Source organism: Spiroplasma floricola 23-6, assembly GCF_002813555.1.
Taxonomy (GTDB): domain Bacteria; phylum Bacillota_I; class Bacilli_A; order Mycoplasmatales; family Mycoplasmataceae; genus Spiroplasma_A; species Spiroplasma_A floricola.
Map to the genome: position 1 here is coordinate 315,017 of NZ_CP025057.1, position 23,829 is coordinate 338,845.

General features: G+C 25.5%; 21 protein-coding genes, 1 pseudogene, 1 riboswitch and 1 other annotated feature. Of the genes and pseudogenes, 20 read left to right on the forward strand and 2 right to left on the reverse strand.

What is annotated here, in order from left to right:
- The first annotated feature begins 3 nt into the window (after positions 1-3).
- The 9 genes and pseudogenes from greA (at position 4) to SFLOR_RS01510 (ending at position 8,344) form a co-directional block, all read left to right on the forward strand.
- The gene (gene greA, locus SFLOR_RS01470; protein WP_100916325.1) at positions 4-477 is read left to right on the forward strand and encodes a transcription elongation factor GreA; all 474 of its coding nucleotides are present in this window, start codon (positions 4-6) and stop codon (positions 475-477) included.
- A gap of 46 nt (positions 478-523) precedes the next feature.
- Positions 524-1,402 (forward strand): 16S rRNA (cytidine(1402)-2'-O)-methyltransferase, encoded by an 879-nt coding sequence (gene rsmI, locus SFLOR_RS01475; protein WP_211282855.1) that lies wholly within the window; start codon positions 524-526, stop codon positions 1,400-1,402.
- A gap of 48 nt (positions 1,403-1,450) precedes the next feature.
- Complete coding sequence (locus tag SFLOR_RS01480; RefSeq protein WP_100916326.1) at positions 1,451-1,738, forward strand: hypothetical protein; 288 nt, start codon at positions 1,451-1,453, stop codon at positions 1,736-1,738.
- A 136-nt stretch (positions 1,739-1,874) separates the two neighbouring features.
- Positions 1,875-4,667 carry a glycoside hydrolase family 18 protein gene (locus tag SFLOR_RS01485; RefSeq protein WP_100916327.1) on the forward strand — a complete coding sequence of 931 codons (2,793 nt, stop codon included), beginning with the start codon at positions 1,875-1,877 and terminating at the stop codon, positions 4,665-4,667.
- Positions 4,668-4,870: 203 nt separating this feature from the next.
- Positions 4,871-4,950, forward strand: a sequence feature (ribosomal protein L21 leader region).
- A gap of 7 nt (positions 4,951-4,957) precedes the next feature.
- Positions 4,958-5,251: pseudogene (gene rplU / locus SFLOR_RS06030) on the forward strand (50S ribosomal protein L21); the annotation flags it as partial.
- A gap of 219 nt (positions 5,252-5,470) precedes the next feature.
- Complete coding sequence (locus SFLOR_RS01495; protein WP_100916329.1) at positions 5,471-5,782, forward strand: ribosomal-processing cysteine protease Prp; 312 nt, start codon at positions 5,471-5,473, stop codon at positions 5,780-5,782.
- A 1-nt stretch (position 5,783) separates the two neighbouring features.
- Entirely contained in the window at positions 5,784-6,074 is a 291-nt protein-coding gene (gene rpmA, locus SFLOR_RS01500; RefSeq protein WP_100916330.1) for a 50S ribosomal protein L27, read from the forward strand.
- Positions 6,075-6,128: 54 nt separating this feature from the next.
- Complete coding sequence (locus SFLOR_RS01505) at positions 6,129-6,980, forward strand: J domain-containing protein (RefSeq protein ID WP_157806921.1); 852 nt, start codon at positions 6,129-6,131, stop codon at positions 6,978-6,980.
- 11 nt (positions 6,981-6,991) lie between these two features.
- Complete coding sequence (locus SFLOR_RS01510; protein ID WP_100916332.1) at positions 6,992-8,344, forward strand: Sapep family Mn(2+)-dependent dipeptidase; 1,353 nt, start codon at positions 6,992-6,994, stop codon at positions 8,342-8,344.
- 101 nt (positions 8,345-8,445) lie between these two features.
- Here the strand turns inward: SFLOR_RS01510 and SFLOR_RS01515 are convergent, their stop codons facing one another.
- On the reverse strand, positions 8,446-9,300 hold the full coding sequence (locus SFLOR_RS01515) for a DDE-type integrase/transposase/recombinase (protein WP_100916333.1): 855 nt from the start codon (positions 9,298-9,300) through the stop codon (positions 8,446-8,448).
- Entirely contained in the window at positions 9,267-9,596 is a 330-nt protein-coding gene (locus SFLOR_RS01520) for a hypothetical protein (RefSeq protein WP_100916301.1), read from the reverse strand. Before SFLOR_RS01520 ends, SFLOR_RS01515 begins: the two co-directional genes overlap by 34 nt.
- A 166-nt stretch (positions 9,597-9,762) precedes the next feature.
- Between SFLOR_RS01520 and SFLOR_RS01525 the strand changes: the two genes are divergently transcribed.
- The 11 genes from SFLOR_RS01525 to SFLOR_RS01575 all read left to right on the forward strand — a co-directional run bounded on the left by SFLOR_RS01525 (position 9,763) and on the right by SFLOR_RS01575 (position 23,727).
- Positions 9,763-10,365 carry a lipoprotein gene (locus tag SFLOR_RS01525; RefSeq protein WP_100916334.1) on the forward strand — a complete coding sequence of 201 codons (603 nt, stop codon included), beginning with the start codon at positions 9,763-9,765 and terminating at the stop codon, positions 10,363-10,365.
- Between the two features lie 36 nt (positions 10,366-10,401).
- Positions 10,402-11,577, forward strand: a complete 1,176-nt coding sequence (locus SFLOR_RS01530; RefSeq protein WP_100916335.1) for a hypothetical protein — start codon at positions 10,402-10,404, stop codon at positions 11,575-11,577.
- Positions 11,578-12,018: 441 nt separating this feature from the next.
- Positions 12,019-12,858, forward strand: coding sequence for a 30S ribosomal protein S2 (rpsB, locus tag SFLOR_RS01535; RefSeq protein WP_100916336.1), 840 nt, complete (start codon positions 12,019-12,021; stop codon positions 12,856-12,858).
- Between the two features lie 12 nt (positions 12,859-12,870).
- The gene (tsf, locus tag SFLOR_RS01540; RefSeq protein WP_100916337.1) at positions 12,871-13,746 is read left to right on the forward strand and encodes a translation elongation factor Ts; all 876 of its coding nucleotides are present in this window, start codon (positions 12,871-12,873) and stop codon (positions 13,744-13,746) included.
- Positions 13,747-13,748: 2 nt separating this feature from the next.
- Positions 13,749-14,537, forward strand: coding sequence for a hypothetical protein (locus SFLOR_RS01545; RefSeq protein WP_100916338.1), 789 nt, complete (start codon positions 13,749-13,751; stop codon positions 14,535-14,537).
- 54 nt (positions 14,538-14,591) lie between these two features.
- A riboswitch (TPP riboswitch) is annotated at positions 14,592-14,685 on the forward strand.
- 25 nt (positions 14,686-14,710) lie between these two features.
- A complete protein-coding gene (locus tag SFLOR_RS01550; RefSeq protein ID WP_100916339.1) occupies positions 14,711-15,640 on the forward strand; it encodes an energy-coupled thiamine transporter ThiT in 930 nt (309 codons plus the stop codon).
- A 64-nt stretch (positions 15,641-15,704) separates the two neighbouring features.
- Positions 15,705-16,418, forward strand: coding sequence for a UMP kinase (gene pyrH / locus SFLOR_RS01555; protein WP_100916340.1), 714 nt, complete (start codon positions 15,705-15,707; stop codon positions 16,416-16,418).
- A 19-nt stretch (positions 16,419-16,437) separates the two neighbouring features.
- Positions 16,438-16,986 carry a ribosome recycling factor gene (frr, locus tag SFLOR_RS01560; RefSeq protein WP_100916341.1) on the forward strand — a complete coding sequence of 183 codons (549 nt, stop codon included), beginning with the start codon at positions 16,438-16,440 and terminating at the stop codon, positions 16,984-16,986.
- 190 nt (positions 16,987-17,176) lie between these two features.
- On the forward strand, positions 17,177-17,647 hold the full coding sequence (locus SFLOR_RS01565) for a hypothetical protein (protein ID WP_100916342.1): 471 nt from the start codon (positions 17,177-17,179) through the stop codon (positions 17,645-17,647).
- A gap of 242 nt (positions 17,648-17,889) precedes the next feature.
- Entirely contained in the window at positions 17,890-20,565 is a 2,676-nt protein-coding gene (locus tag SFLOR_RS01570) for a hypothetical protein (RefSeq protein ID WP_100916343.1), read from the forward strand.
- A gap of 120 nt (positions 20,566-20,685) precedes the next feature.
- Positions 20,686-23,727, forward strand: coding sequence for a lipoprotein (locus tag SFLOR_RS01575; RefSeq protein ID WP_100916344.1), 3,042 nt, complete (start codon positions 20,686-20,688; stop codon positions 23,725-23,727).
- Positions 23,728-23,829: the final 102 nt, after the last annotated feature.

Here is a 23,829-nt window from a genome sequence, read left to right on the forward strand (position 1 = left end):
AATATGACAGATAAAGATATTATTTTAACTGCAGAAGGTCTACAGGAATTAAAAGATGAATTAGCACATTTAATTAATAATGTTCGTCCACAAGTTATTGAAGAATTGGTGGAAGCGCGTGCTCAAGGAGATTTATCAGAAAATGCAGATTATGATGCAGCAAGAAATAGACAAGCAGAAGTAGAAGCAAGAATTAAAGAAGTAGAAGCTATGCTTTCTAAAGCAAAACTTATTGAAGACACTAACTCAAAAAATAAAGAAGTTAAAATTGGAAGTCAAGTAATTTTTGCAAATCAAAAAACTAAAAATGAAATGAAAGTAAAAATTGTTGGAGCTATTGAAGCAGATCCATTTGAAAATAAAATTTCAAACGAGTCACCATTAGCAAAAGCTATGATGGGTAAAGTTGTTGGAGATTCAGTTGAAGTTAGAGAACTTAAAGAACCTTACAAAATAACAATTAAAGAAATTAAATAATTTGACCTAATAAAGATATTAGGTTTTTTTATATAAGGAGAAAACTATGATAAAAGTTCAAAGTACATTTAAAAATAACTTACCAACAATTTATCTAGTTGGAACTCCAATTGGTAATTTAGATGATATTTCAAAAAGAGTTATAGATACTTTTCAAAAAGCAGATGTTATTTATTGTGAAGATACTAGAGTAAGTTTTAAATTATTTGAAAAACTAAAAATAAATAAAAAACTTAAATCCCTACATAAATTCAATGAACATTCAATTAGTGAGAGTTTTATTGAAGATATTAATAAATACAAAAATATAATTATTATAAGTGATGCTGGTATTCCTTGTATAAGTGATCCAGGAGCAATAGTTGTAAGTAAAGTTTTGCAAAGTGATATTCAAGTCAATATTACTTCAGTTAATTGTGGACCTGCATATATTCACGCAATTGCTTCAAGTGGTTTTATTTCTAGAAAAAACTTATTTTTAGGATTTTTAGATAAAAAAAACATTGAAAAAGAGTTTGACGAAATTCTTAACAAACATAAAAATAATGAAGTTATTATAAGTTTTTATGAATCTGTTCACAGAATTCAATCAACTATAAATCAATTATCTTTAATGTTAAATAAAAATACAAAAGTAGTAATTGCAAGAGAATTAACTAAAATAAATGAAGAGTTTCTAAGAGGTTCAATATCTGAAATTTGTGATTATATAAATGATAATCAATTAACTCTTAAAGGAGAATTTTGTATAGTTATTGATTCAAACTATGATTTAAATCAGGAATCAAAAATTGATATGGAAAAAATACTAATAGAAGTAGAGAATTTAATAAAAGAAAATGTAAGTAAAAAAGATGCAATAAAAACTATTTCAAAAAAATATAATATTAAAAAAAATGAATTAACTAAATTTTTTTATAAATAATAAAATTTTTAGATATTTATAACGATATAAATATCAGGAGGTTTTTATATGGAAAAATTAACTATAGAACAGTCAAAAAAAGTAGTAGGAGGAAAAGCAGTAAGTGGTGCTTTTTTAAGTGGTATAGGTTCAATCATGAAAGGTGCTTCAGAATTATTTACAAACTTTATTGGAGCAATTTCAACAACTGTATTTGGAGCTTTAACTATAAATAGAAATGATAAAGTTGAATTAAAAATAGGTAATTCTACTTTTAAAGTTGACAATACTGTTTCAAATAAAGCAAATGCGGAAAATAAAGTTTCACAAATGCCAAATGTTGTTAGTTTATTTTAAGGTTCTTAAGAACCTTTTTTAAAATAAATAAAAACTGTAAATCAATAGTTTTTCCTTTATAAAATAATTTTTATTGCTTTTTTTGTATTATTTAATTTTTATTATATAATTTAATAATATAAGGGGAAAAATAATTATGAAAAAACTATTATCATTTTTATCATCAATTGCATTTACAGCTTCTGCTTCATCAGCAGTTGCTAGTTGTAGCAATTTAGGAGATGGTTCTTCTAAAAATATTGATGAAATTATAAAAAACAAAGATTTGGGTAGGGTAAATAATGTTAATGAAAACATTTTAAAAAATGCTCTTAAAGAAAAAAACACAAAAATTGATGTAGACAAGTTGTCATTAACAAATGTTGATTTATTTGAAGGAACAGCTACTTTTGTACCAAAAAATAGAGCAGTTAATTATAATGGACAAGCAATTGTTAATTTTGATTTTGGAAATGTAAGAAAAGATTCTCAATATTTGTGAGAAGTTGTTAACAATACTTGATTAGGAACAATTACTAGTAACAATTCAAATGAAATATTAGAAGAATTAGTTGGATTAAATCCGCTTTTAGATAAAAAAGAACTTGAAGTTAAAGATATTAACACTTGAGGTGCAACAATAGCGGCAAAAAGTTCTTCATCAATGTATAAAGGACAAATAACAGTATCTTATAATGTTATTAATGAAACTGGAGACTCATCTGCAAAATCACTTTATTCAGTAATTACAAATAGTTGATTAGGAGAAATTAATAAAGGTGAAGATGATAGAAAAACTGAAGAAAATATTATTAATGCAGTATTAACTAAAAATAATAATTTAGATAAAAATGAATTAAAAGTTAAAGAATTAAATCAATGAGGTGCAACAATAGGTGCAGTTGAGAATTCAAAAAAATATAAAGATGAATCATATGTAAGTTTCACTTTAAAAGGTGATACTCAAGGAGAATCAAATGAAAATTCTAAATCACTTTATAGTGAAGTCAAAACTACTTGATTGGGAAATATAGAAAATACAAATGAAACTAGCATTTTAAATGCATTAAAGGCAAAAAATCCAAATTTAGATATTGAAAGTTTAACTTTAAAAGAAACAAATCAATATAATTCTATTTTAATTCCAAAATCGGGAACAACAAAATATAAAGATCAAGTATGACTTTCATATAGTGTTTCAGGAGTTGTCATTCCTAGTGAAAAAAAAGAATTAAATCAAGTAATTACTACAAAAGATTATGATAAGAATTTGGCAATTAATTTAAACAAGGAACAAGAACCTACTAGTCAACAAGTTAAGGATTTAATTTATAGATCAAATCCTCAATTAGATATAAATCAAATTGATATTAATAGCATTAGTCAAAAATCAACACAAAAAAATGAAGAAGGTAAAGAATATAGTCAATATTCAGCAAATGTTAAAGCTTTAGAAAATTCTTATAATTATAATGGGTCAGTAGAAATAACTTTTTACACTTCATATAAAAATCAACAACAAAAGGAACTAAGTACAATTATTAAAGAAACAAACTTAGGAGAAATTAGTGAAAACTCAGATTTAGTAATTTTAAATACATTAGTAGAAAAAAATAATGCAGAGAATTTAAATTTAGGAGAATTAGTTTTATCTAATAAAAATGATAGTTCAGCAACAATTAGTGCTGTTGAAAATAGTGCTAATTATAAGGGTTCTGTTAATATTGCATATACTGTTAAAAAGGAAAATACAGAACAACCTGAAAATATAATAAATTTATCAGAGCATATTAAAACTTCTGAATTAGGTGAGTTAAAAGATGCAAAAACAATTACAATTTTAGAAGAATTAAAGAATAAGAATAAAGATTTACATGTTGATGAAGTTGAAGTAAAAAATATTACATCATCATCAGCTATAATTAAAACAATTTCTAATTCAAAACATTATAATCAATCACAAGTAGAAGTAAAATTTTATTTAAAAGATAATGCTGAAAAACCAAAACCTTCAAACGAAGCATTATTAGTTGGTTACTGATATGAATGAGGAGGAGCAAATCAACATAATGATCCTGTTAAACTTTTAGAAAGTTCAGAATTATTAAATAGTGCATATAATGTAATAGATGTTTCATTTTTATATACATGAGAACCATATGCAATGCCAACATTTGATCCATTTAGTCCACAAAGTAAAAGCAGAATTATAGACGCAATAAAAAAATTACAAAACGCTGGTAAAAAAGTAATTTTATCAATGGGTGGAGCAACTGGTGGAGAAATGAGATTTAAATCAGATCAAGTTGATCAATTAACTGCTACATTTGTTAAATATATGGATGAATATAATTTTGATGGAATAGATATTGATTGAGAAGGTGGAGTACTTGGAGATAGACAAAGTCAACAAACTACAATCTCAGCATTAAAAAAAGCAAAAGAAATACAAAACTCTAAGGGGAAAGAATTTTTAATTACTATGGCTCCAGAATTGCCATACTTAAAATATAATACCGAAGCTGGTTCACAAGGAAGTTATATTCCTTTCTTAAAAGGACTTGAAGGTATATATGATTTTATCAATCCTCAATACTATAATGGTTGAGCATTTGGTCCATTTGTTGATCAAGAAGAAAAAGACTATTTAGGAATAAATACATCATACATTTCAAATGATGATGTTGAATATAGAGGAGAATTTTATTACTTAGTAACAAAATATTTAACTACAAAAAAAAGTGCACAAAATGATTTCTATGAAAAAATACCAACAAATAAATTTGTTTTAGGAGCAGCAACTAATGAACCTGCAGGAAGAGGAGCAGCAACTAGAGAATCAATTTATAATGCACATGTATTACTAGAAAATGACAATATTTATATTCGTGGATTAATGACATGAGCTATAAATTATGATGCTGTATTTAATTGACAATTTGAAGCTTAATTCAAAGAAACATGAGGTCAAAAAAATAAATAAAATTATTGTTTAATTTAATAATAAAAATACAAGATTAGATCTTGTATTTTTTACTAATACTCTTAATTTGTCTTTTAATAAATATGAAAAACTGCTTATTACATTTTTTCTATTTAAAAAAATAAAAAAAATGTAAATTTAGACCTAAATTAGTATAAAATAATTTAGGTTGCTAGTTTCAACCGCACTTTTGTATGTAAAAAAGTAGTTTGAAAGATAACTCACATACAAGGCGAGTCTAGACTGGAGGAATAAAGATGTTCGCAATTATAAAAACAGGTGGAAAACAAATTAAAGTTTCAAAAGATGATGAAATCTATGTAGAAAAATTAGACATAGAAGAAGGTAAAAAAGTTATTTTTGATGAAATTTTAATGATAGATGGAACTGTAGGTTCTCCTTTAATTAAAGGAGCAGCAGTTATTGGAACTGTTGTTAAACAAGGTAAAGGAAAAAAACTTAGAGTTGTTAGATATCATCCTAAGAAAAATGTTAACAAAGTATATGGTCACAGACAACCATACACAAAAGTGAAAATTGAAGAGATTTCATTAAGTGGTACAAAAGCTATAACAAATACATCAACTGAATCAAAAACTGCAGTTGCTGTACAAAAAACTGCTTCTGCACCAAAAACAGCTTCAACTGGTACACCAAAAGCTGCACCAAAACCAAAAACAACTACTGGAGCACCAAAAGCTACAGCAGCAAAACCAAAAACAACATCAGCACCAAAAGCTGCACCAAAACCAAAAACTGGAGAATAGTAGATGGTAAAAGCTAAAATTGTTGAAAAAAACAATATAATAAATTCATTTGTAGTAAAGGGACATGCAAATTTTGATAAATTTGGTCAAGATATAGTGTGTGCTGGAATTACAGCAATAGTTTCTGGATCATTAAATGCTTTAGATATTAAGTTTAAAAATAATGTTGAACTTAATGTTAATGAAAATGAAATAAGTATAAAAGTTATAAAAAATGATGATTTATTAAATCATTTATTAGAATTTATGATTATACAGCTAGAAACTATAGAGGTTCAATACCCAAAGAATTTTAAAATAGAAAGGATGATTTAATATGCGTTTCTTATTAGGATTACAATATTTTGCTTCTAAAAAGGGAGTTGGTTCAACTAAAAACGGACGTGACTCAGAATCAAAACGTTTAGGAGCTAAAAAAGCAGATGGACAATTTGCTAATGCAGGTTCAATTATTTTCAGACAAAGAGGAACAAAAATCCATCCAGGTGCAAATGTTGGACGTGGTGGAGATGATACACTTTTTGCTTTAGTTTCAGGTATAGTTAAATATCAAAAATTTGGTAAAAACAGAACTAGAGCAGTAGTTATTCCACAAGAATCTAAATAATAATATAAGACCCCATTAGAGGGGTCTTTTTTAATAAAAATGGAGAAGATGTTAATGTTAATTTGATTATTTGTAGGATTTTTTTGCATAATCTTAATATTTCTAATTTTTTATACTTTTAAAATATATAAACTTAGAAATAAAGAAAATGATAAGAAAAATATAAAAAAAGATTTAGAAGAATTTAAAAAGGCTTTTCAGAATAATCCAGATAAAAAAGTTTTAATTAAACACTTGAATATAACTGAGTATTTTAATATTTTTCCATTTATGAGTGAATTTAAAGAAATCAAAAAATTATACTCCAATGAAGATTTAATAAAATCTCTGAGACATACTCAAGATAGTTTTTATAAATTTTGAGCGAATAAAGAGTTTGATCTTTTTATTATTTTTGAAAAACTTACAAAAGAAAAACTCATAATATTTTCATCAGAAGTTGTGATTAAAATTTATATGGAATTTTCAATAGAAATTTTTAATTTATTTAAAAATACTTTTATTCAAGAAATAATTCCCGCAACTATATGCAAATTTGAGAATAAAAATTATAAGAAATTAAAACCAAATATGATAAATGATTTTATAGATGAACAGTTTATGGAATTTTGTAAAAGAATGGATAAAATAATTCAAATTATTCAATCAGAGCTTTATGGTAAACAAAACGAAAAATATTCAGAAACACAAAATAATTTTAATGATGACAATGAACAAAAAATAAGTAAGGCATATAAAACTTTAGAAGTATTACCATTAGATTCAGATGATAAAATTAAAAAGGCATATTTAAAACTTGCAAAAACTTATCACCCTGATAAAAATAATACAGAATATGCAAAACAAAAAATGGTTGAAATAAATAATGCTTATGATATTGTTCAAAAAGATAGAAAGAAAGATTAAGGTAATTAAAAATGAATGTAGAAAAAAATGTATTACTTGGTCAATATTTTGATCAAGCTTTAGAAGAAACAAAAAAAATAGTGGCAATTCCTTCATATAGAAGAGATTTAACATATGGAGCACCTGTTCATGAAGATATTAAAAAAGTTTTAGAACATTGTATAAATTTATTAAAATCTTTTAATTTTGAAACATTTATAGCACCAGATCACAGATATGGTTATGCTGATTATGGAACTGGAGATAAATTATTTGGTATTATTTGTCACTTAGATGTTGTTCCAACTGGAAACATCGATGAGTGAGAAACTAATCCATTTGAACCAATTATTAAAGATGGAAAATTAATTGGTAGAGGAACTTTTGATGATAAAGGTCCTACAATGATGAACATTTTTGCTTTTAAATATTTAATTGACCATGGATTTAAACCAGATTATAAAATAAGATTTATTTTTGGAACAAGTGAAGAAACAAATTGAGAATGTATGGAAGCTTATGTTAAAAATGAACAATTATGTGATTTAGGATATGTTCCAGATGGACATTTCCCAGTTGTTTATGCTGAAAAATGAATTGCTGATATAGATTTAATTGGTAAATACAGTTCGGAATTTGAATTAAGTGGGGGAGAAGTTTACAATGCAGTAAACGATTTGGTTAAATACAAAGGACCAAAACAAGAAGAAATAGCTTCTTGATTAAAAGAAAACTCAATAGACTCATATGAAAATGATGGATATTTATTTGTTAAAGGTGTTTCAGCTCATGGAAGTTTACCATTTAAAGGTATATCAGCTTCAACTTGATTGTTAAAAGCAATTGATGCAAATGGATTAAAACATCCTTTAGCACAATTTGTTGCAAAATATGGACATTTAAACTTTGATATGAAAGAAATCTTTGGTGATTTAACTGATGAAACTGGTGATTTAACAGCATGTAATGGAATTGTAAATATTTCAAAAAGCGATTTTAGATTTACAATAAATTTTAGAATTCCTTGTACAAGAGATCCTAGAAAAGATGTTGTAGATGTATTAGAAAAATTTGTAAAAGACAAAGGTTTAGAGTTAAAATTATCTGCAATTGAAGATAGAGTTTATTTCCCAAAAGACAGTGATGTTGTAAAAAATATTATGGAAGTTTACAAAGAAGTTACTGGTGACTTAAATGCAGAACCAATTGCAATTGGTGGGGGAACATTTGCAAAATCAATGCCAAATATGATTGCTTTTGGAGCTGAGTTTGATTTAAATGAATCAACAATGCACGCTTACAATGAATATGTAAAAATTGATGATTTGAAAAAAATGATGGAAATTTATGCAAAATCATTGGTTAAATTAACAAAATTAAAATAGTATTTTAAATATAGAAAACTTAAAGAGACATATAATCTTTAAAGTTATAATAATAAAGTGACAACGTTCCCCCCAAATTGGGAACGTTTTTTTTTTTTTTTTTATCATTTTTTATTCATTCTAATTCTATCATTATTATAAAAGTCCAATCATGCTCATGCTATTTCCATACATTGATTAATGTTTTCAATATGACATGTTCTTATAGTTTCATCTTTTAAACGACCATGAAAACTTTCATGTTTACCATTATGATGAGGTGTTCCTGGTTTTGAATAGCTTCTAATAATTTGTAAATCATTACATAAACTTATGTAATCCAGAGAGGTATATTGATTTCCATTATCTGAATGTAATAATATTGAACCTAAATATTTTTTATTTTTATATGCCATTTCTACAGCTTCAAGAACAAAATCTGTTTTTTGATTATCAATTCTTTTAGATTTTCCTATTATTTCTCCAGTTAAATTATCTTGAACTGTGCAAATATAACCTTTTTTTGTTTTAACTGAAAATTCAGTTATATCACTAGTTCAAATATTTTCAAAACCAATTTCTTTTGCTTCTTTTAAATAATTCTTTCTAATAGTTTCGTTATATCTTTTAATCTCATGTTTAGATTGTTTCTTAATGTAATATGCAATATGATTAAATTTTTTAAATATACGTTCTAATTTTTTATGATTAATTCTGAAAGGGTCAATATAATTTAATTTAAAATATAGGGCTCATCTTTTAGCACTATAAGCACTAAGGAAATTATTCCTTTCAATTTCTGAAATAACTAAATTCATAATTCTTGTATCATCCAGGAAATTCATTAAAGTTTTATTTTTTTTATATGTTGATGTTCTATTAATATTTAAAATTTTACAAATCATTGTTCTATTGCTCTTGGTATTTATCAATAATTGTTGAACTATTTCTTTTTGGTTTTGGCCTTGGAGGCTCATTGCTTTTTTAAAATATCATTCTCCTTAATTAATTCCTTATTGTAATCAAATAGAATTCCTACAAACAGATCATTTGCCTTTTGAGATATACTGTAATCTATTTTATAAGGTAAACGAGTTTTTGAATCACCAATATCTGTATTTTTGTATTTGTTTATTATTGTTCCAATTGATCCTGTAGTTGAGTTAAATTTTAATGCTATTTCCTTTAGAGAATAACCATTCAAACTTAATTCAATAATTTTTTCTTTTTCTTCTTGAGTTCACTTTCTAAACTTTTGTCCTTTTTTTGCCATATACTTTATCCTTTTCTATTATTGTATAAAAATTGTTGCCTAAATGGGGGGAACATTCTGAGTAGAAAAAAAGTCAAAAATTTGACTTTTTTTTTTTTTTTTATAATCATTGGTATCAATTTGAATTGTTTATTTGTATTTTAATAGCTCTTTAAAAAGGAGGAAAATGAAAAAATTATTAAGTGTATTGGCAACAATTGGAGTTGTATCGTCATTTGCCACTAGTGCAGTTGCATGTGGTACAAAATCAGAAATTAAAAAACCTGATAAACCAGAAGAACCTAAAAATAATATTGCTCAAATTATTCGAAGATTTGAACAAGATGTAACAAAAATATGAACAGAACATTATGAAAAAGAAATTGCTTCTAATTTAATTACTGTGGAAGATGGAGAAACTAATTATAAATTTTTAAATAAAGAAAATATTCAAAAATTCTCAAAACCAGAAAATAAAGATAAATTAACAACTGAAGAAAAAAAACAATTTACAAATGATGTTGAAAAATTATTTAAAACTGAATTGTTAAAAAAGAAATTAAATGATCTTAAAAAAGTTAATGAATATAAAATAATTCTTGATGAAATAGATTCAGTTTTTGAACATGTTGAATTGGTATTTAATGATAATTTTGAAATTAATTCAGGAGAAATAGTTCCTGGCAGTTACATAGGAAATGTGATAGTTGACTATAAAGTTGTGACTCAATATAAAGGACTTAAAGATGTTGAGAAGTTTAAACAATCTGAAACGTTAAAGTATACTTAAACAGAAAATGAAACATTTAAAAAAGTTGGAGATGTAATGTATAAAAACATTAAAAAAGATATGTTTACTATAAAAGAAACACAAAAATATGTGAATTTAAAATGAAATGATATTAAAGGAACAAGTCCTGATTCTGATGCTTATTTAAGTTCAAATGCTCAGTTAAAAAAATATTACAATAGTAATGAAGATTTTCATCAAGCTTTATTGAACTTAATTAAAAATAAGTACTTTAAAGATGCTTTTTCATCATTAGATATTTCTTATAATCAAAAAAGTATTTATAAAAGTGATAATTTTGCAGAGACAAATAAGAAATATTTAATTGTAAACAATTTTGATGAGCAAAATGCTATAGTTGTAAATCAAGAAAAAGATAGAGAAAAGATATCAAAAATTCTTTTGGGAGAGCAAGATGTTATAAAAGATACTTTAAAAAAAGAAGTATTCAATTCATTAGCTTTACAAAGAAATAGAAAAAAATATGAAATTGCTCAAAATAAGTTTTTGAATAGTTTTTTAACAAGTATTGAAGTTGAAAATTATAAGTTAAGTGATAGTTATCTCTTAGCAATAGCAATGGGATATGCTGATTTTATTGGTCCTATTATTAAAATTGGAGAAAAAGAAAATTCTTATATGCATAAACTTCCTGATTTTAAATTAGCTATTTCTTATTCATTAAATGGTGAAAACGATGAAATTAGTGAATCACTTCTAAATCTATCATTGAACTTATTTAATGTTTATAAAAAAGTTTGAGGTCCTAATAAAGTAAACCAAGATAGTTATTTATTTAATATTAATTATGACCAAAAACGAGTTTGAGATAATTTTTGATATAATACTGTTTCATACTATGTTTATCAAAAAACTATAAATAATTTTTTAAATAGATATAGTGATTTTTATAATGAAAACTTAAAAAAAGAATTGAATGCATTAAATATAACAAAAAATGTTTTTGACAAAGAAAATATCATTTCATATAATTTTGGCTTTAGTTTCACTGACTCTAAAGAAATAAGACAAACATTTTTTACTAATGCTAATGCATCAGATAAATTCTTCTTAAAGTTTGAAAATTTTAAGTCAGATAGTAGTGGAAATAATTGAAGTAATGTACTTGAATATTTGAAATTTAATTTGTTTGGCATAATAGAAATGAAGATTTTTTTAAATAAAAATCTTAATGAAGCAATCTTCTTTTAAAAGTAGAGTTGAGTAAATCTATTTATATCTATTCTTTTATGTATATAGTTTTCTACTGTTATTTATAAATGTTTTTTTCATTCCCATTGATATAAATAAAGTGTTTTAATTCAAAACATTTTCTTAGATCTCGTTTAAGGACTATATTCTTTAAATAATAATTTATTGTAACCAATAATAACACCTATATATTTTATCTATTAGTTATTAATCTTAAGAAAGTTGAATTTCATATTTAAAGATAATGCTTAAAGGCATTATTTTTTGTTTAAAATATAATTCTAAAAAATGATATACTATACTTGTTTGTATATTTATTTTGGGTATGCAATCACATTTGGGAATTTTATATCCTAGTGCTTGTTAACTTTAATTAAACGAGTGGATATATTTAGAACTATAATGGAAGACTAACGAATAAAAATTAAGGAGGCCTTAAAAATGGCAAAAGATTTAACAAGAGAACAGTTATGAGATGCTGGAGCTCAATTTGGACACCAAACTAAACGTTGAAATCCAAAAATGAAACCATATATTTATGGAGCAAAAAATAAAAATCATATTATTGATTTACAACAAACAATTTGAAGATTAGAAGATGTTAAAAAATATGTTACTTCAATTGGACTAAAAAAAGAAAAAATTATTTTTGTTGGGACAAAAAGAAGTGCTAAAAATGCAGTTAAAGAAGCTGCATTAAGAAGTGGAAACTTCTTTGTTAACTCAAGATGATTGGGTGGAACTTTAACTAACATGAAAACTATTTCATTGAGAATTAAAACTTTATGAGATATTGAAAATGAAGAAAAAACTGGAAAAATTAATTTAAGACCTAAAAAAGAACAAATTTTAATTAGAAAAGAAAAAGCTAAATTAGAAAAAACTTTAGGTGGAATTAAACAAATGCATAAATTACCTGCAGCTATGTTTGTAGTTGATCCAAAAACTGATGAAATTGCAGTTAAAGAAGCAAGAAAATTAAGAATACCAGTTATTGCAATTTGTGATACAAACGTTGATCCAGATATGGTTGACTTTGTAATTCCTGCAAATGATGATATTCAAGAATCAGTAAATATTATTACTAATTTTATAGTTGATGTTTATGCTGATGCTGCAGGAATTAAAATGCAACCAAGTAATTTAAAAGTTATTGCACAGAAAAAAGAAGATAAACAATATGATGGTGAAAGAAAACCATATACACCAAGAAACAATGATTCTAACAATGAAAGACCTACATATAAAAAACCTGCAGTAAAAAATGAAGAAACAAAATAGGAGAGATGAAAAATGGCAGTTACACCACAATTAATTAAAGAATTAAGAGAAATGACTTCTGCTGGAATGATGGACTGTAAAAAAGCTTTAGAAGCTACAAACGGTGACATTGACGAAGCAGTAGTATGATTAAGAGAAAATGGTTTAGCAAAGGCAGCTAAAAAAGCTGATAGAGTTGCAGCAGAAGGTGTTTCTTTTGCTAAAACAGATGGAAAAAGAGCAATTATATTTGAAGTTAACTCAGAAACAGACTTTGTTTCAAAAAACGACAAATTTATGGCATTAATTGAAAATATTGGAAATGCTTTATTAAACTCAAAAGCATCAACTTTACAAGAAGCTTTAGAAATTAAATTAGCTTCAGGACAAACAATTAGTGAAGCTTGTATAGAAGCAACAGCAACAATTGGTGAAAAAATTGAATTAAGAAGAATTGCTGCAGTTGAAGGTGGAAAATTATCAATTTACAATCATGCAAATAAAAGAATATCAGTATTATTAGCATTTGATGGAAATATTGGAGAAGAAGATGCATACAATGTATGTATGCATGTTGCTGCTATGGCACCAAAATATTTAGAAGAGTCAGATGTACCTCAAGATTTTAAAGATCAAGAAATGCATATTATTAAAGAAACAACTGATTTAACAGGAAAACCTGAGAATGTTGCTGAAGGAATCTTAAAAGGTAAGTTAAATAAAAAACTTGCTGAAGTTACTTTATTAGCCCAAAGTTTTGTTATGGATGAAAAACAAACTGTTGGAAATTTTGTTAAATCAAAAGGAGCAAAACTAACTCAAATGTTTAGATTTGAAGTTGGTGAAGGTATTGAAAAAGCCACTACAGATTTTGCAGCAGAAGTTGCAGCACAGTTAGCAGGTAACTAATTATGAATTTATTAGCTGCATTAGAAAATAATAATTTATTAGTTCTTTCAGTTGTGTTGCTTTTAATAATACCACTTGCTTCAATTTCATCATGATATATAACAATTAAATTTCAAAAATCAAAATCAGAAGTAAAATTTGCAAATAAAATTTTAGTCTCAACAATGTTGAGTTTTCAAATTATTTCAATTCTTACTTCAATCTTAGTTTTACTTTCATATTTAGGAGTATTAGTTTCTAACGATGCTAGTTTAAGTCAAACTTTAACAATAGTATTTATTGTACTTTCTGTTGTATTATCAGCTGCATGATTTATAATGGTAATTTTCTTTTCAAATCAAATATGATTTTATATTGAAACAGAAGAAGGAAAATTAATTACATTAGGAGAAACAATCAGATTATCTAAGGTAACAAAAATTATTGAAGATGATGAAAAAAGTGCAGTTTATATTAATTACTTAGAAGGAAAAAGAAACCTTAAAAAGCTTAAATTTAGTAAAAAAACAACAATTGGTATGTATTTTTTAGAAAATGTTGAAAAGATGGGTTTTGCTTTAGAAAAAGGTACAGAAATTACTTATTTTAAAGAAGAAATTGCCAAAATTAGAGCATTAGCTTTAGAAAATTCAGCAAAAGAAACTAGTAAAAAAGAAAATTCTAATGAAATAAAAGAATCTGATCAAAAACAAGATTCAAATCAAATAAAAGAATCAACTAAAACAAAAAAAGTTAGCAAAATAAAAGAAGCTAAAAATGACGATAATGATATTTCAAAAGAAGAAAAATAATTTTCAAAACACATTTAATATGTGTTTTTCTTTTATTTAAATATAAAATAATTATGAAAAAGGCAGAGGTAGCTATTGAAAGCTTGAGAAATACTCTTAGAACCTGATCTAGTTAATACTAGCGTAGGAAGTCCTTTAAAAGACAAGTTCTGCTTTTTTCATGGAGGAAATTCATGAATAAAAACACAATTAAATTAACAATTTGCTTATCAACTATTAGAATCTTGCTATTTTTAGCTCTAATAGTTTGAGCAATTATTTCAGTTATTAAAGTAGGCTCTGAGGGAGCAAAAATGCCTATAGGAAAAAATATTACTGTAAGTATTTGTTTTTCATTATTTTTTATATTATTTGTTTTAATGAATATTTCATTAATACTAAATATTATTTTTGATAGTTTAAATGTAAATAATAAAATAGTTATTGCACTTTCTATAATTACATTAAATATTGAAACAATGATTATATATTTAAAAAAAGTCAACTTTAAAAAAATAAGTCTTAAAATGCAAAAATGAACAGCATTTGATATAACATCAATTGCTCTACTTTTAGCTTTGTATTTTGCAATAGGGTTTGTATCAAGTTTAATTCCCCCAATGCCTTTTTATATAACTATTTCATTTAAGTATATACCTCTATTTTTTGGGGCATTTATTTTGCCTTTATCTGGGTGTATAACACTTTGCTTTCTGTCAGCAACTTTAACAGCTCTTATGCCAGGATCATATTTAGCCTTTTGACAATTTTTATTTGATTATTGAATACCCACATTTTGTCTTTTTGTTGCTTACTTCTTTGCACCCAATATTAAATCAAATAAATGAATGAATAAAATAACAATTTGATTTGCTTTTATAACTATTCCCATATTAATTATTTACTTTTCAAGAGTAATTTCAGGAGTTATTTATTGATTAAATCCAAATAAAGTAGATGTATGAAAAGAATTTGATTGAACAAATAATATAGAGTATTCATTTATTTATAACTCTTTTAACAGTATTTTTGACTATGTTTTATTAATGATTTGTGTACCTACTGTGTGTGAATCACTTTGAGTTATTAAAGAAAGATTTTTCTATAGAAATTTGAATAACTAAAAAACAAATACATTTTTGTTAAAAAAATTAGGGATTTTGTTATAATTTATCTAGCGAGGTAAATATGGCATTAAAATTTAAAAGAGTTTTATTGAAAATATCTGGTGAAGCCTTAAAAGGAAGCGGAGATATCTATGATAAGGAAAAACTAGATGAAGTTGCAAAACAAGTTATTCATTTAACAAAACAAGGATTGCAAATTGGTATTGTCATTGGTGGGGGAAATATTTGAAGAGGTAAATTAGCAGATACTCTTGAATTATTTAGAATAGAAGCTGACTATATGGGAATGCTTGCAACAATTATGAATGCTTTAGCATTTGAAGCTACATTGAGAAAACTTGGATTTGATAAAGTAAAAGTATATTCTTCTTTAGAAATCAAAACAGTTACCAGTTCATATAATTATAGAAATGCAAGAGAGAAACTTGACGAGGGTTATGTAACAATATTTGCTGGGGGTACTGGTTATAGTTACTTTACAACAGATACTGGAGCAAGTATAAGAGCTATAGAAATAAAAGCAGATGCTTTATTAATGGCTAAAAATGGAACAAAGGGAGTTTATGATTCAGATCCAAATACAAATGCTGAAGCGAAATTTTTAAAAAATTTAACTCACAATGATTTAGTAAGTAAAAATTTAAAAGTTATGGATTCAACAGCGGCTGCCTTATCAAGAGATGGTAAGTTAGAAATAGTTGTATTTGATATGAATGGAAAAGACAATATAATTAAAATTGCACATGGTGAATTAGAGTGCACTGTAATTAAATAAATAGAGGAGAAAAAATAATATGATAAATGAAATAGTTCAATTAGCAGAACTTAATATGCAAGATTCAATTGATAGTTTTAAAGATTACTTATCAAAAGTTAGAACTGGAAGAGCAAATGCAAATATGCTAAATAGTGTAATGGTTGATTTTTATGGGACTTTAACACCAATTAATCAAACTGCTCAAATTTCATCACCTGAACCACAACAATTAGTCATTAAACCTTATGATAGAAGTCAAGTTGGAGCTGTGATTGCAGGAATTAACAAAGCAGATTTAGGGTTAAACCCAATTGGAGAAGCAGATTTAGTTAGAATTAACATTCCTGCTTTAACTCAAGAAATTAGAAAAGACTTAGTTAAAAAAATGTTAAAAGAACTTGAACAGTTTAAAGTTAGAGTAAGAAATGTAAGAAGAGATGCTAACGATAAAATTAAAAAAGATGCAAGTTCACCTGAGGATATTAAAAAAGATTTAGAAAATCAAATTCAAAAATTAACAGATAAGTATATCGATATTTTAGATAATTTAGCAAAAGAAAAAGAAACTGATTTAATGAAAATATAAAAAAGTTATTAATTTATAAAAATTGTTAAAAAAAGACTGTGAATTCTTAAAAATTTACAGTCTTTTTTAATTTGTATAAAAATATTTTATTAATATTAAATTATTTTTTTAAAAAAAGTTTAGAAACTTATTCTATACATATATTTTAAAATAAATTTAGAATTTTAAATTCAAGAAGGAGAGAAAAAATATGAGAAAAATATTAACAATGTTAGGTTCATTTGGATTAGTTGCTTCAAATGGATTTATTTTATCAAATGTTGTATCTTGTGGTAATAATTTTAAATTACCTTCAGAGCCCAAAGATTTAGAAGAAGCTCAAAAATTATTAGAAGAATTAACTAAAAAAAGTGATGAGTTTCAAAAAAAATTACAAGAAGAAATGAAAAGTACAAATATAGATGATAGAGATGAAAAATTTCCTGATTTTGCTAAAAAAAGTACAGCAGCTCAAGAAATGTATCAATATCAAGCTTTAACATTTGCATACACAAGTAAAATCTCTTATTTTAAAAATGAAGATAAGGATAAAATTATTTCTTTTATTAATGAACTTCAAAAACAGTTTGATAAGCATTTAAAACCTTGTGCTACTGATAAAACTTATAAAAATATTATGTCAATTTTAGAATGACCTAAAAAAGATCCAAGACAAAAATAATCAATTTCTTATATATAAATAAATGAATCTAAGTTTTTAAAAATTTAGATTTTTTTTATATTTTTTATAAAGTTAGGAAATATATAGGCATCAGAAAAAAGCATATTAATTATTCAATAAAATATACTTAAACTTAAAATAATTTATATACTGAGAGATATACTTTTGCTAAAAAATAGTGTATAATTATAACAAATTATTAATAAAAAATACTCAAAAAGTTTTGAAGTGGGGTAAATATAATGAAAAAAATATCTTTTTTCTTTTTATCAATCTTATTATTAATATCAACAACAATGTTTACAAGATCTTGTATCACAATTGATGTAGAACAAAATAAATATGTAACTCAACAATTTTCAGTAAATTACACTAGTGAAAGTGAATATACAATTTCAGATTGGGATACATATAAAAAAAATCATAATAGTTTTAAAATATATTCTATGGATGAAAGTATTTTGCAAGTAACCTCAAATATTGACGATAATGGTTCATTTAAGATGATTGCAAATGGTATTGGGGAAGCAACTTTAACTTTAGAAGCATATAGTAATAGTAAAATTCCTAAAAAAGTAAAGTGAAAATTCAAAGCAGATGTAGTATTTTTTGAATTATCAGAAATAAAAATTAATAAATCTTTTGTTGAAATTGAACCAGAAAAAGGTTCAAGTATAATTGAAATTGAAAACTTTGATGAGTTGGAAGATGTCAAAGTTAGTTCTTTAAATGAGAATGTTGCAACAGCAGAAATTGATGAGCAAGGAAATGTTCAAATAACTGCTTTAAATGAAGGAAAAACTAAAATCTCTGTTAATGCAGAAAATGCAATAGAATCAGTTTCAATTGATGTAGAAGTTTTAAAACAAAAAGTTGCAGTTGAACTTTCAGCAAATAGTTTAAGTATAAATGAAAAAGCTAAAAATGAATCAATTTACATTAAAAATTTTAATAAATTAGAAGGTATTGAAGTTAGCTCAACAAATAAAAATATAGCAACTGCAAATGTTAATGAATTAGGACAAATTGAAGTATTTGGTTGAAATGAAGGAAAAACTGAAATTACTGTTAATGCAGAAAATGCAATAGAATCTGTTTCAATTGCTGTAACTGTTTTAAAAGAGAAATTTGAAATAGAAGTTTCTTCAAATAACTTAACTATTAATGAAAAAGTTAAAGATACATCAATATATATTAAAAATTTTGATAAACTGCAAGATGTTAAAGTTGACTCTTTAAATGAAAATATAGCAACAGTTACAATTAATAAATCAGGAAATATTGAAATATTAGGCTTAATGGAAGGAAAAACTGAAATTACTATTAATGCATCAAATGCAATAAAACCAATTAAAATTGAAGTAATAGTGTTAAAACAAAGATTTTTAATAGAAGTTTCATCAAATAACTTAATTATCGATGAAAAAACTGAAAATAACTCAATTAATATTACTAATTTTGATAATTTAGAAGGTGTTGAAGTTAGCTCTTTAAATGAAAGTATAGCAACTGCAAATATTAATCAAACAGGAAATATTAAAGTATTTGGTTTAACAGAAGGAACAACCAAAGTTGTTGTTGATGCAAAGAATTCAATAGAATCTGTTTCAATTGCTGTAACTGTTTTAAAACAAAAAATAGCAATTCAAATATCATCAAATACTTTAAATATTGATGAAGATGCTAAAGATAATTCAATTAAAATTAAGAATTTTGAAAAATTAGAAAATATAGAAGTAAAATCAGTAGATGAAAATATTGCAACAGTAACAACAAATGAATTGGGATATATTGAAGTTACTGCATTAAAACAAGGAAATACTGAAATTACTATTAATGCATCAAATGCAATAGAACCAGTTGAAATTAATATAATAGTTGTAAAACAAAAAATTTCAATTCAAGTTTCAACAAACAGTTTGAGCATGGAAGAAAAAACTGAAAATAGATCAATTAATATTAATAATTTTAGTGAATTAGAAAACGTTACAGTTAGCTCTAAAAATCAAAATATAGCAACAGCAATAGTTGATAAATCAGGAAATATTGAAGTATCTGGGTTAATGGAAGGAGCAACTAAAATTATTGTTAATGCATCAAATGCAATAGAACAAGTAGAAATTGATGTGGTTGTATTAAAACAAAAAATAGCAATTCAAATCTCTTCAAATAATTTAAGTATTGAGGAAAAAAACAAAGATAGTTCAATTCATATTAATAATTTCAGTGAATTTGAAAATATTGTAGTTAATTCAGCAGATGAAAATATAGCAAAAGCAAGTACTGATCAATTTGGAAATATTGAAGTTACTGCATTAAAACAAGGAAATACTAAAATTATTGTTAATGCAGAAAATGCAATAGAGCTAGTTGAAATTCATATAAATGTTTTAAAACAAAAATTTGCAATTAATGTTTCTTCAAATTTCTTACAAATAGAAGAAGAAAGTAAAGATAATTCAATTCGTATTAATAATTTTGCTCAATTAGAAGATATTGAAGTTAATTCATCAAATGAAAGTATAGCAACTGCAATTGTAGGTCAAAATGGAAATATTGAAGTATCAGCTTTAAAAGAAGGAACAACTAAAATTACTGTTAATGCATCAAATGCAATAGAACCAGTAGAAATAGAAATTAGTGTATCACAAAAAATGTTTGATATAAAATTAAACAAAACAAAAGTAAAAATAACTTTATTAAATGGTATGGGCGGTGAAACTGTTAAAATAGAAAATTACAGTGTTCTAAAAAATGTTCAAGTTACCTCAAAATCTTCAGGAATTATTGGTGTTTCAGTTAAAGATGATATTATAAAAATTAATGGACTTTTAGTTGGTAAAGGAGAAATTACTGTTAATGCAGATAATGCAAAATCAGCAGTTATTATAAAAGTTACTGTAGGACTGTTGATGTAAAATTATTTATTCTGTAAAAATATTTTAAAGCATAAAAATATTTTATAAAATACTTGAATTTTTAGACATGTTTGTAGATAATAATCTTATAATTTAATAAATTTTTAAAGGGGAAAAAGTATGAAGAAATTATTAAGTATTTTAGGAACATTGACTTTAACATCAATGCCTATCACATCTGTTGTAAGTTGTATTAGTCCTGATCCAGGAAATAATTTTGGAGATTCTAACTTACAAACTGGAAATGAATGAAAAGGAAAAAGTGAAATATCAAAAGATGTAACAGAATTAAAATCTACTTCTGTAAAACTACAAAAATCACAAGATGTTTTGTATACTGATTATTCAAATTTCAATAAAACTAATTATTCAGCTAGTTTATCTAATACTGAAAAAACTTCAGGATATAAAAACAAATTAATAAAAGAAAAATATCTTAAAACTGAAGATCATCTAACATTTAATCCTTATGCAGATATGGGTATTGTAGAAGATACTGCAGAGTATCTAATGAAAGATAAAGGTGTTGGTGGAGCTAGTAGAGCTGATGCAGAAAAATGACTTGAAGGAAGAAATAACGCTGTTTACAATGATGTAGGTGAATATGCTACTAAATATTTTAACGAGGGAAATCAAAAAGGAAATGGTATAAAATTAGGATTTATGCAAAATGCTTCAGATACTGGAGAGTTAGTTCCTATGTGAAATGCTGCTCCTTCACAAGGAAGTAAAGAAGGTATTTTAGCAACAGGAAAAAATCAAAAAGAGTATGCAAGATGATTTAATGATAAATATGAAAAATGAACAAATGGAAAACCAGAAGAAAATTGACAAAGACCTTCAGAAGGTGGATTAAATAAAGAAGATGTTACAATATCTTTTGGACCATTTGCAAATTCATTATGACATACTGCATATATTAACAATAAAACTCCAGAAGAGTTAGCAACTACTATTAAAGCTGTTGGTGACAGATATGGAACAAAGAAATTTGATTTCTATTTTTCTTCACCATATTTAACTAAAAGTGGACAATATGGAGATTCTCAAAGATTATTGGCAAGTGCTTTAAAAATTTTAATGGAATCAGATTCTGGATATGATATTACATTATCTTTAGTTGTTTCAACTAAAGATGGAGTTGCAGTTCAAAAAGGATTAGAATCAGTTAAACAAATTGGAGATGAAGCATATCCTTTATGAAACTTCACAGAATATTTAGGTATGAACTTTAGATTAAATTTAATTCCATATTTAACTAATAGTAGTGTAAATGGAGCAGTTTATGAAGGTAATTGAGAATTAGATACAATTAAAAAGGCAATTACAAATACTAAAACTACTTGAACACAAATGTACAAAAATATTCATGGAAATGATGCAGCTCAATATACACCAGAAGAAATAAGTAGAAGAATGTCAATTACACCATGAATTGGAAGAAGAGCTGAAGAATCAGTTTATAGTTTTACAACAGAAGATGCTGCAAAATTAAGAGAATTTGCAGTAACAGAAAAATTAGGTCAAATGTCAATGTTTTATATCTCAAGAGATATTCCTTCATTATTTGAACCAAATAAAGAAGTAAAACCAGGAGAATCAGTTTATGGATTAGCAGATAAAAATGCATTAGATCAAAATATTAGAAGTGGTGCAGGTTATAAAGCTCATTCATTCTCAGATATTCTAAGTGGAAAAGTTCAAATAAATGAAGAATTAAAAGTAGAAGCTAAAACAAAAGAGGACATCAAAAAAAATGGTGGTATAGATTATAAAGAAGATATTGAAGCAAATAAAACTTTAATACCAGGAACAAATGGTGGATGAGAAAATCCAGGAGTGGATCCGGAAAATCCAGGAGGAGGTTCTGCAGGTTCAGGAGCTGGTGGAGGAAACATAGTTCCTCCAACACCTCCAACAGGTCCAGGAGCAAGTTTATACACTAGTTGAGCTCAAGCAAATCCAAATCGTAAAACAAATATCACAAGTAAGACAAAAGCAAATGGTTCTACATACTTTTCACCATATTTAGATGCAGGATTGTATGAAGGAAATGATATTGCAGGAATTAAAAATAAAGTCTCAGGATTTGATAATTTAACATTATCATTTGTACAACAAGTAAATAGCAGTGATAATAAAGAAATAGATTTATCAATTGCAGGTATTCCTAATAAAGATGCTAATTATCAATATTGAGAAGAGTATCAATTATATGGAAAAATGTTAAAACCAATGATAGATTCAAATAACTTTGAAAATATTAAAGTAGCTTATGGTGGAGCAACTACTGGTGGATATGTTGAAAAAAATCCATGAGATGTTGCTTTGAGAATGGCAGGAGCATCAAGAGATTCAAAAGCATCTGATCTACAAATTAGTCAAGCTACAGGTCATTTAGAAAAAGCCTTAATAAAATATCAAGAAGATTTAGTAAAAGTTGGAGAACGTTATTCTAAAAAAACTGGTCTTAAAATGCCAAAATCAATAGACTTTGATATTGAAGGTCATGCACAATACCAAGAAGATGAATTAAAAGTACTTGGACAAACAATGGCAAATATGAAGAAAAAAGATCCTTCATGAGACTTTTCATTAACTCTTCCTGTGCTTCCAACAGGTTTAACAAGTGTTGGATATAATGTAATGAACATTATTAATAAAGAATTCAAAGCCGCTGGTTTATCTCAAAATCAAGTTCCAATTGTTAATTTAATGTTAATGGATTATGGTGATCCAATTTATGTTACTGCAAAAGCAAATGGAGAAACAAACTTTGATTTAGCAAAACAAGCAATTGAAAATACAAGAAATAATTTAGCTACTTCTTTAGAAGAAAACTGAGGTACTGTAGGAGTAAGTGGTAATAAATTATATTCATTAATTGGAGCAACTCCAATGATTGGTGTTAATGATACTGTTCAAGGTGTATTTACTCTTGAAGATGCAAAAGAATTATATAATTATGCTCAAGTTAGAAACTTAGCATATATAGGAATGTGATCAATGAATGATGATAGAGGAAGACAAGGTACTAGACCTGTTAATAAATCTCTTGTTACTCATGGATTAGCTTACTTAGAAGAATATGACTTTGCAAGAGCATTCTCTGGAGATTGAACAAATGAAGTAAAAGTTCCAAGAAAAGAATGAAAACATTAATTTAATATAGAGTTAAAAAAGAAAATATTTTACTATTAGTAAAATATTTTTTTGTTTTATAACAACATTAATAAGTTTTCTTTTTAATAAGTTGTAAAAGAT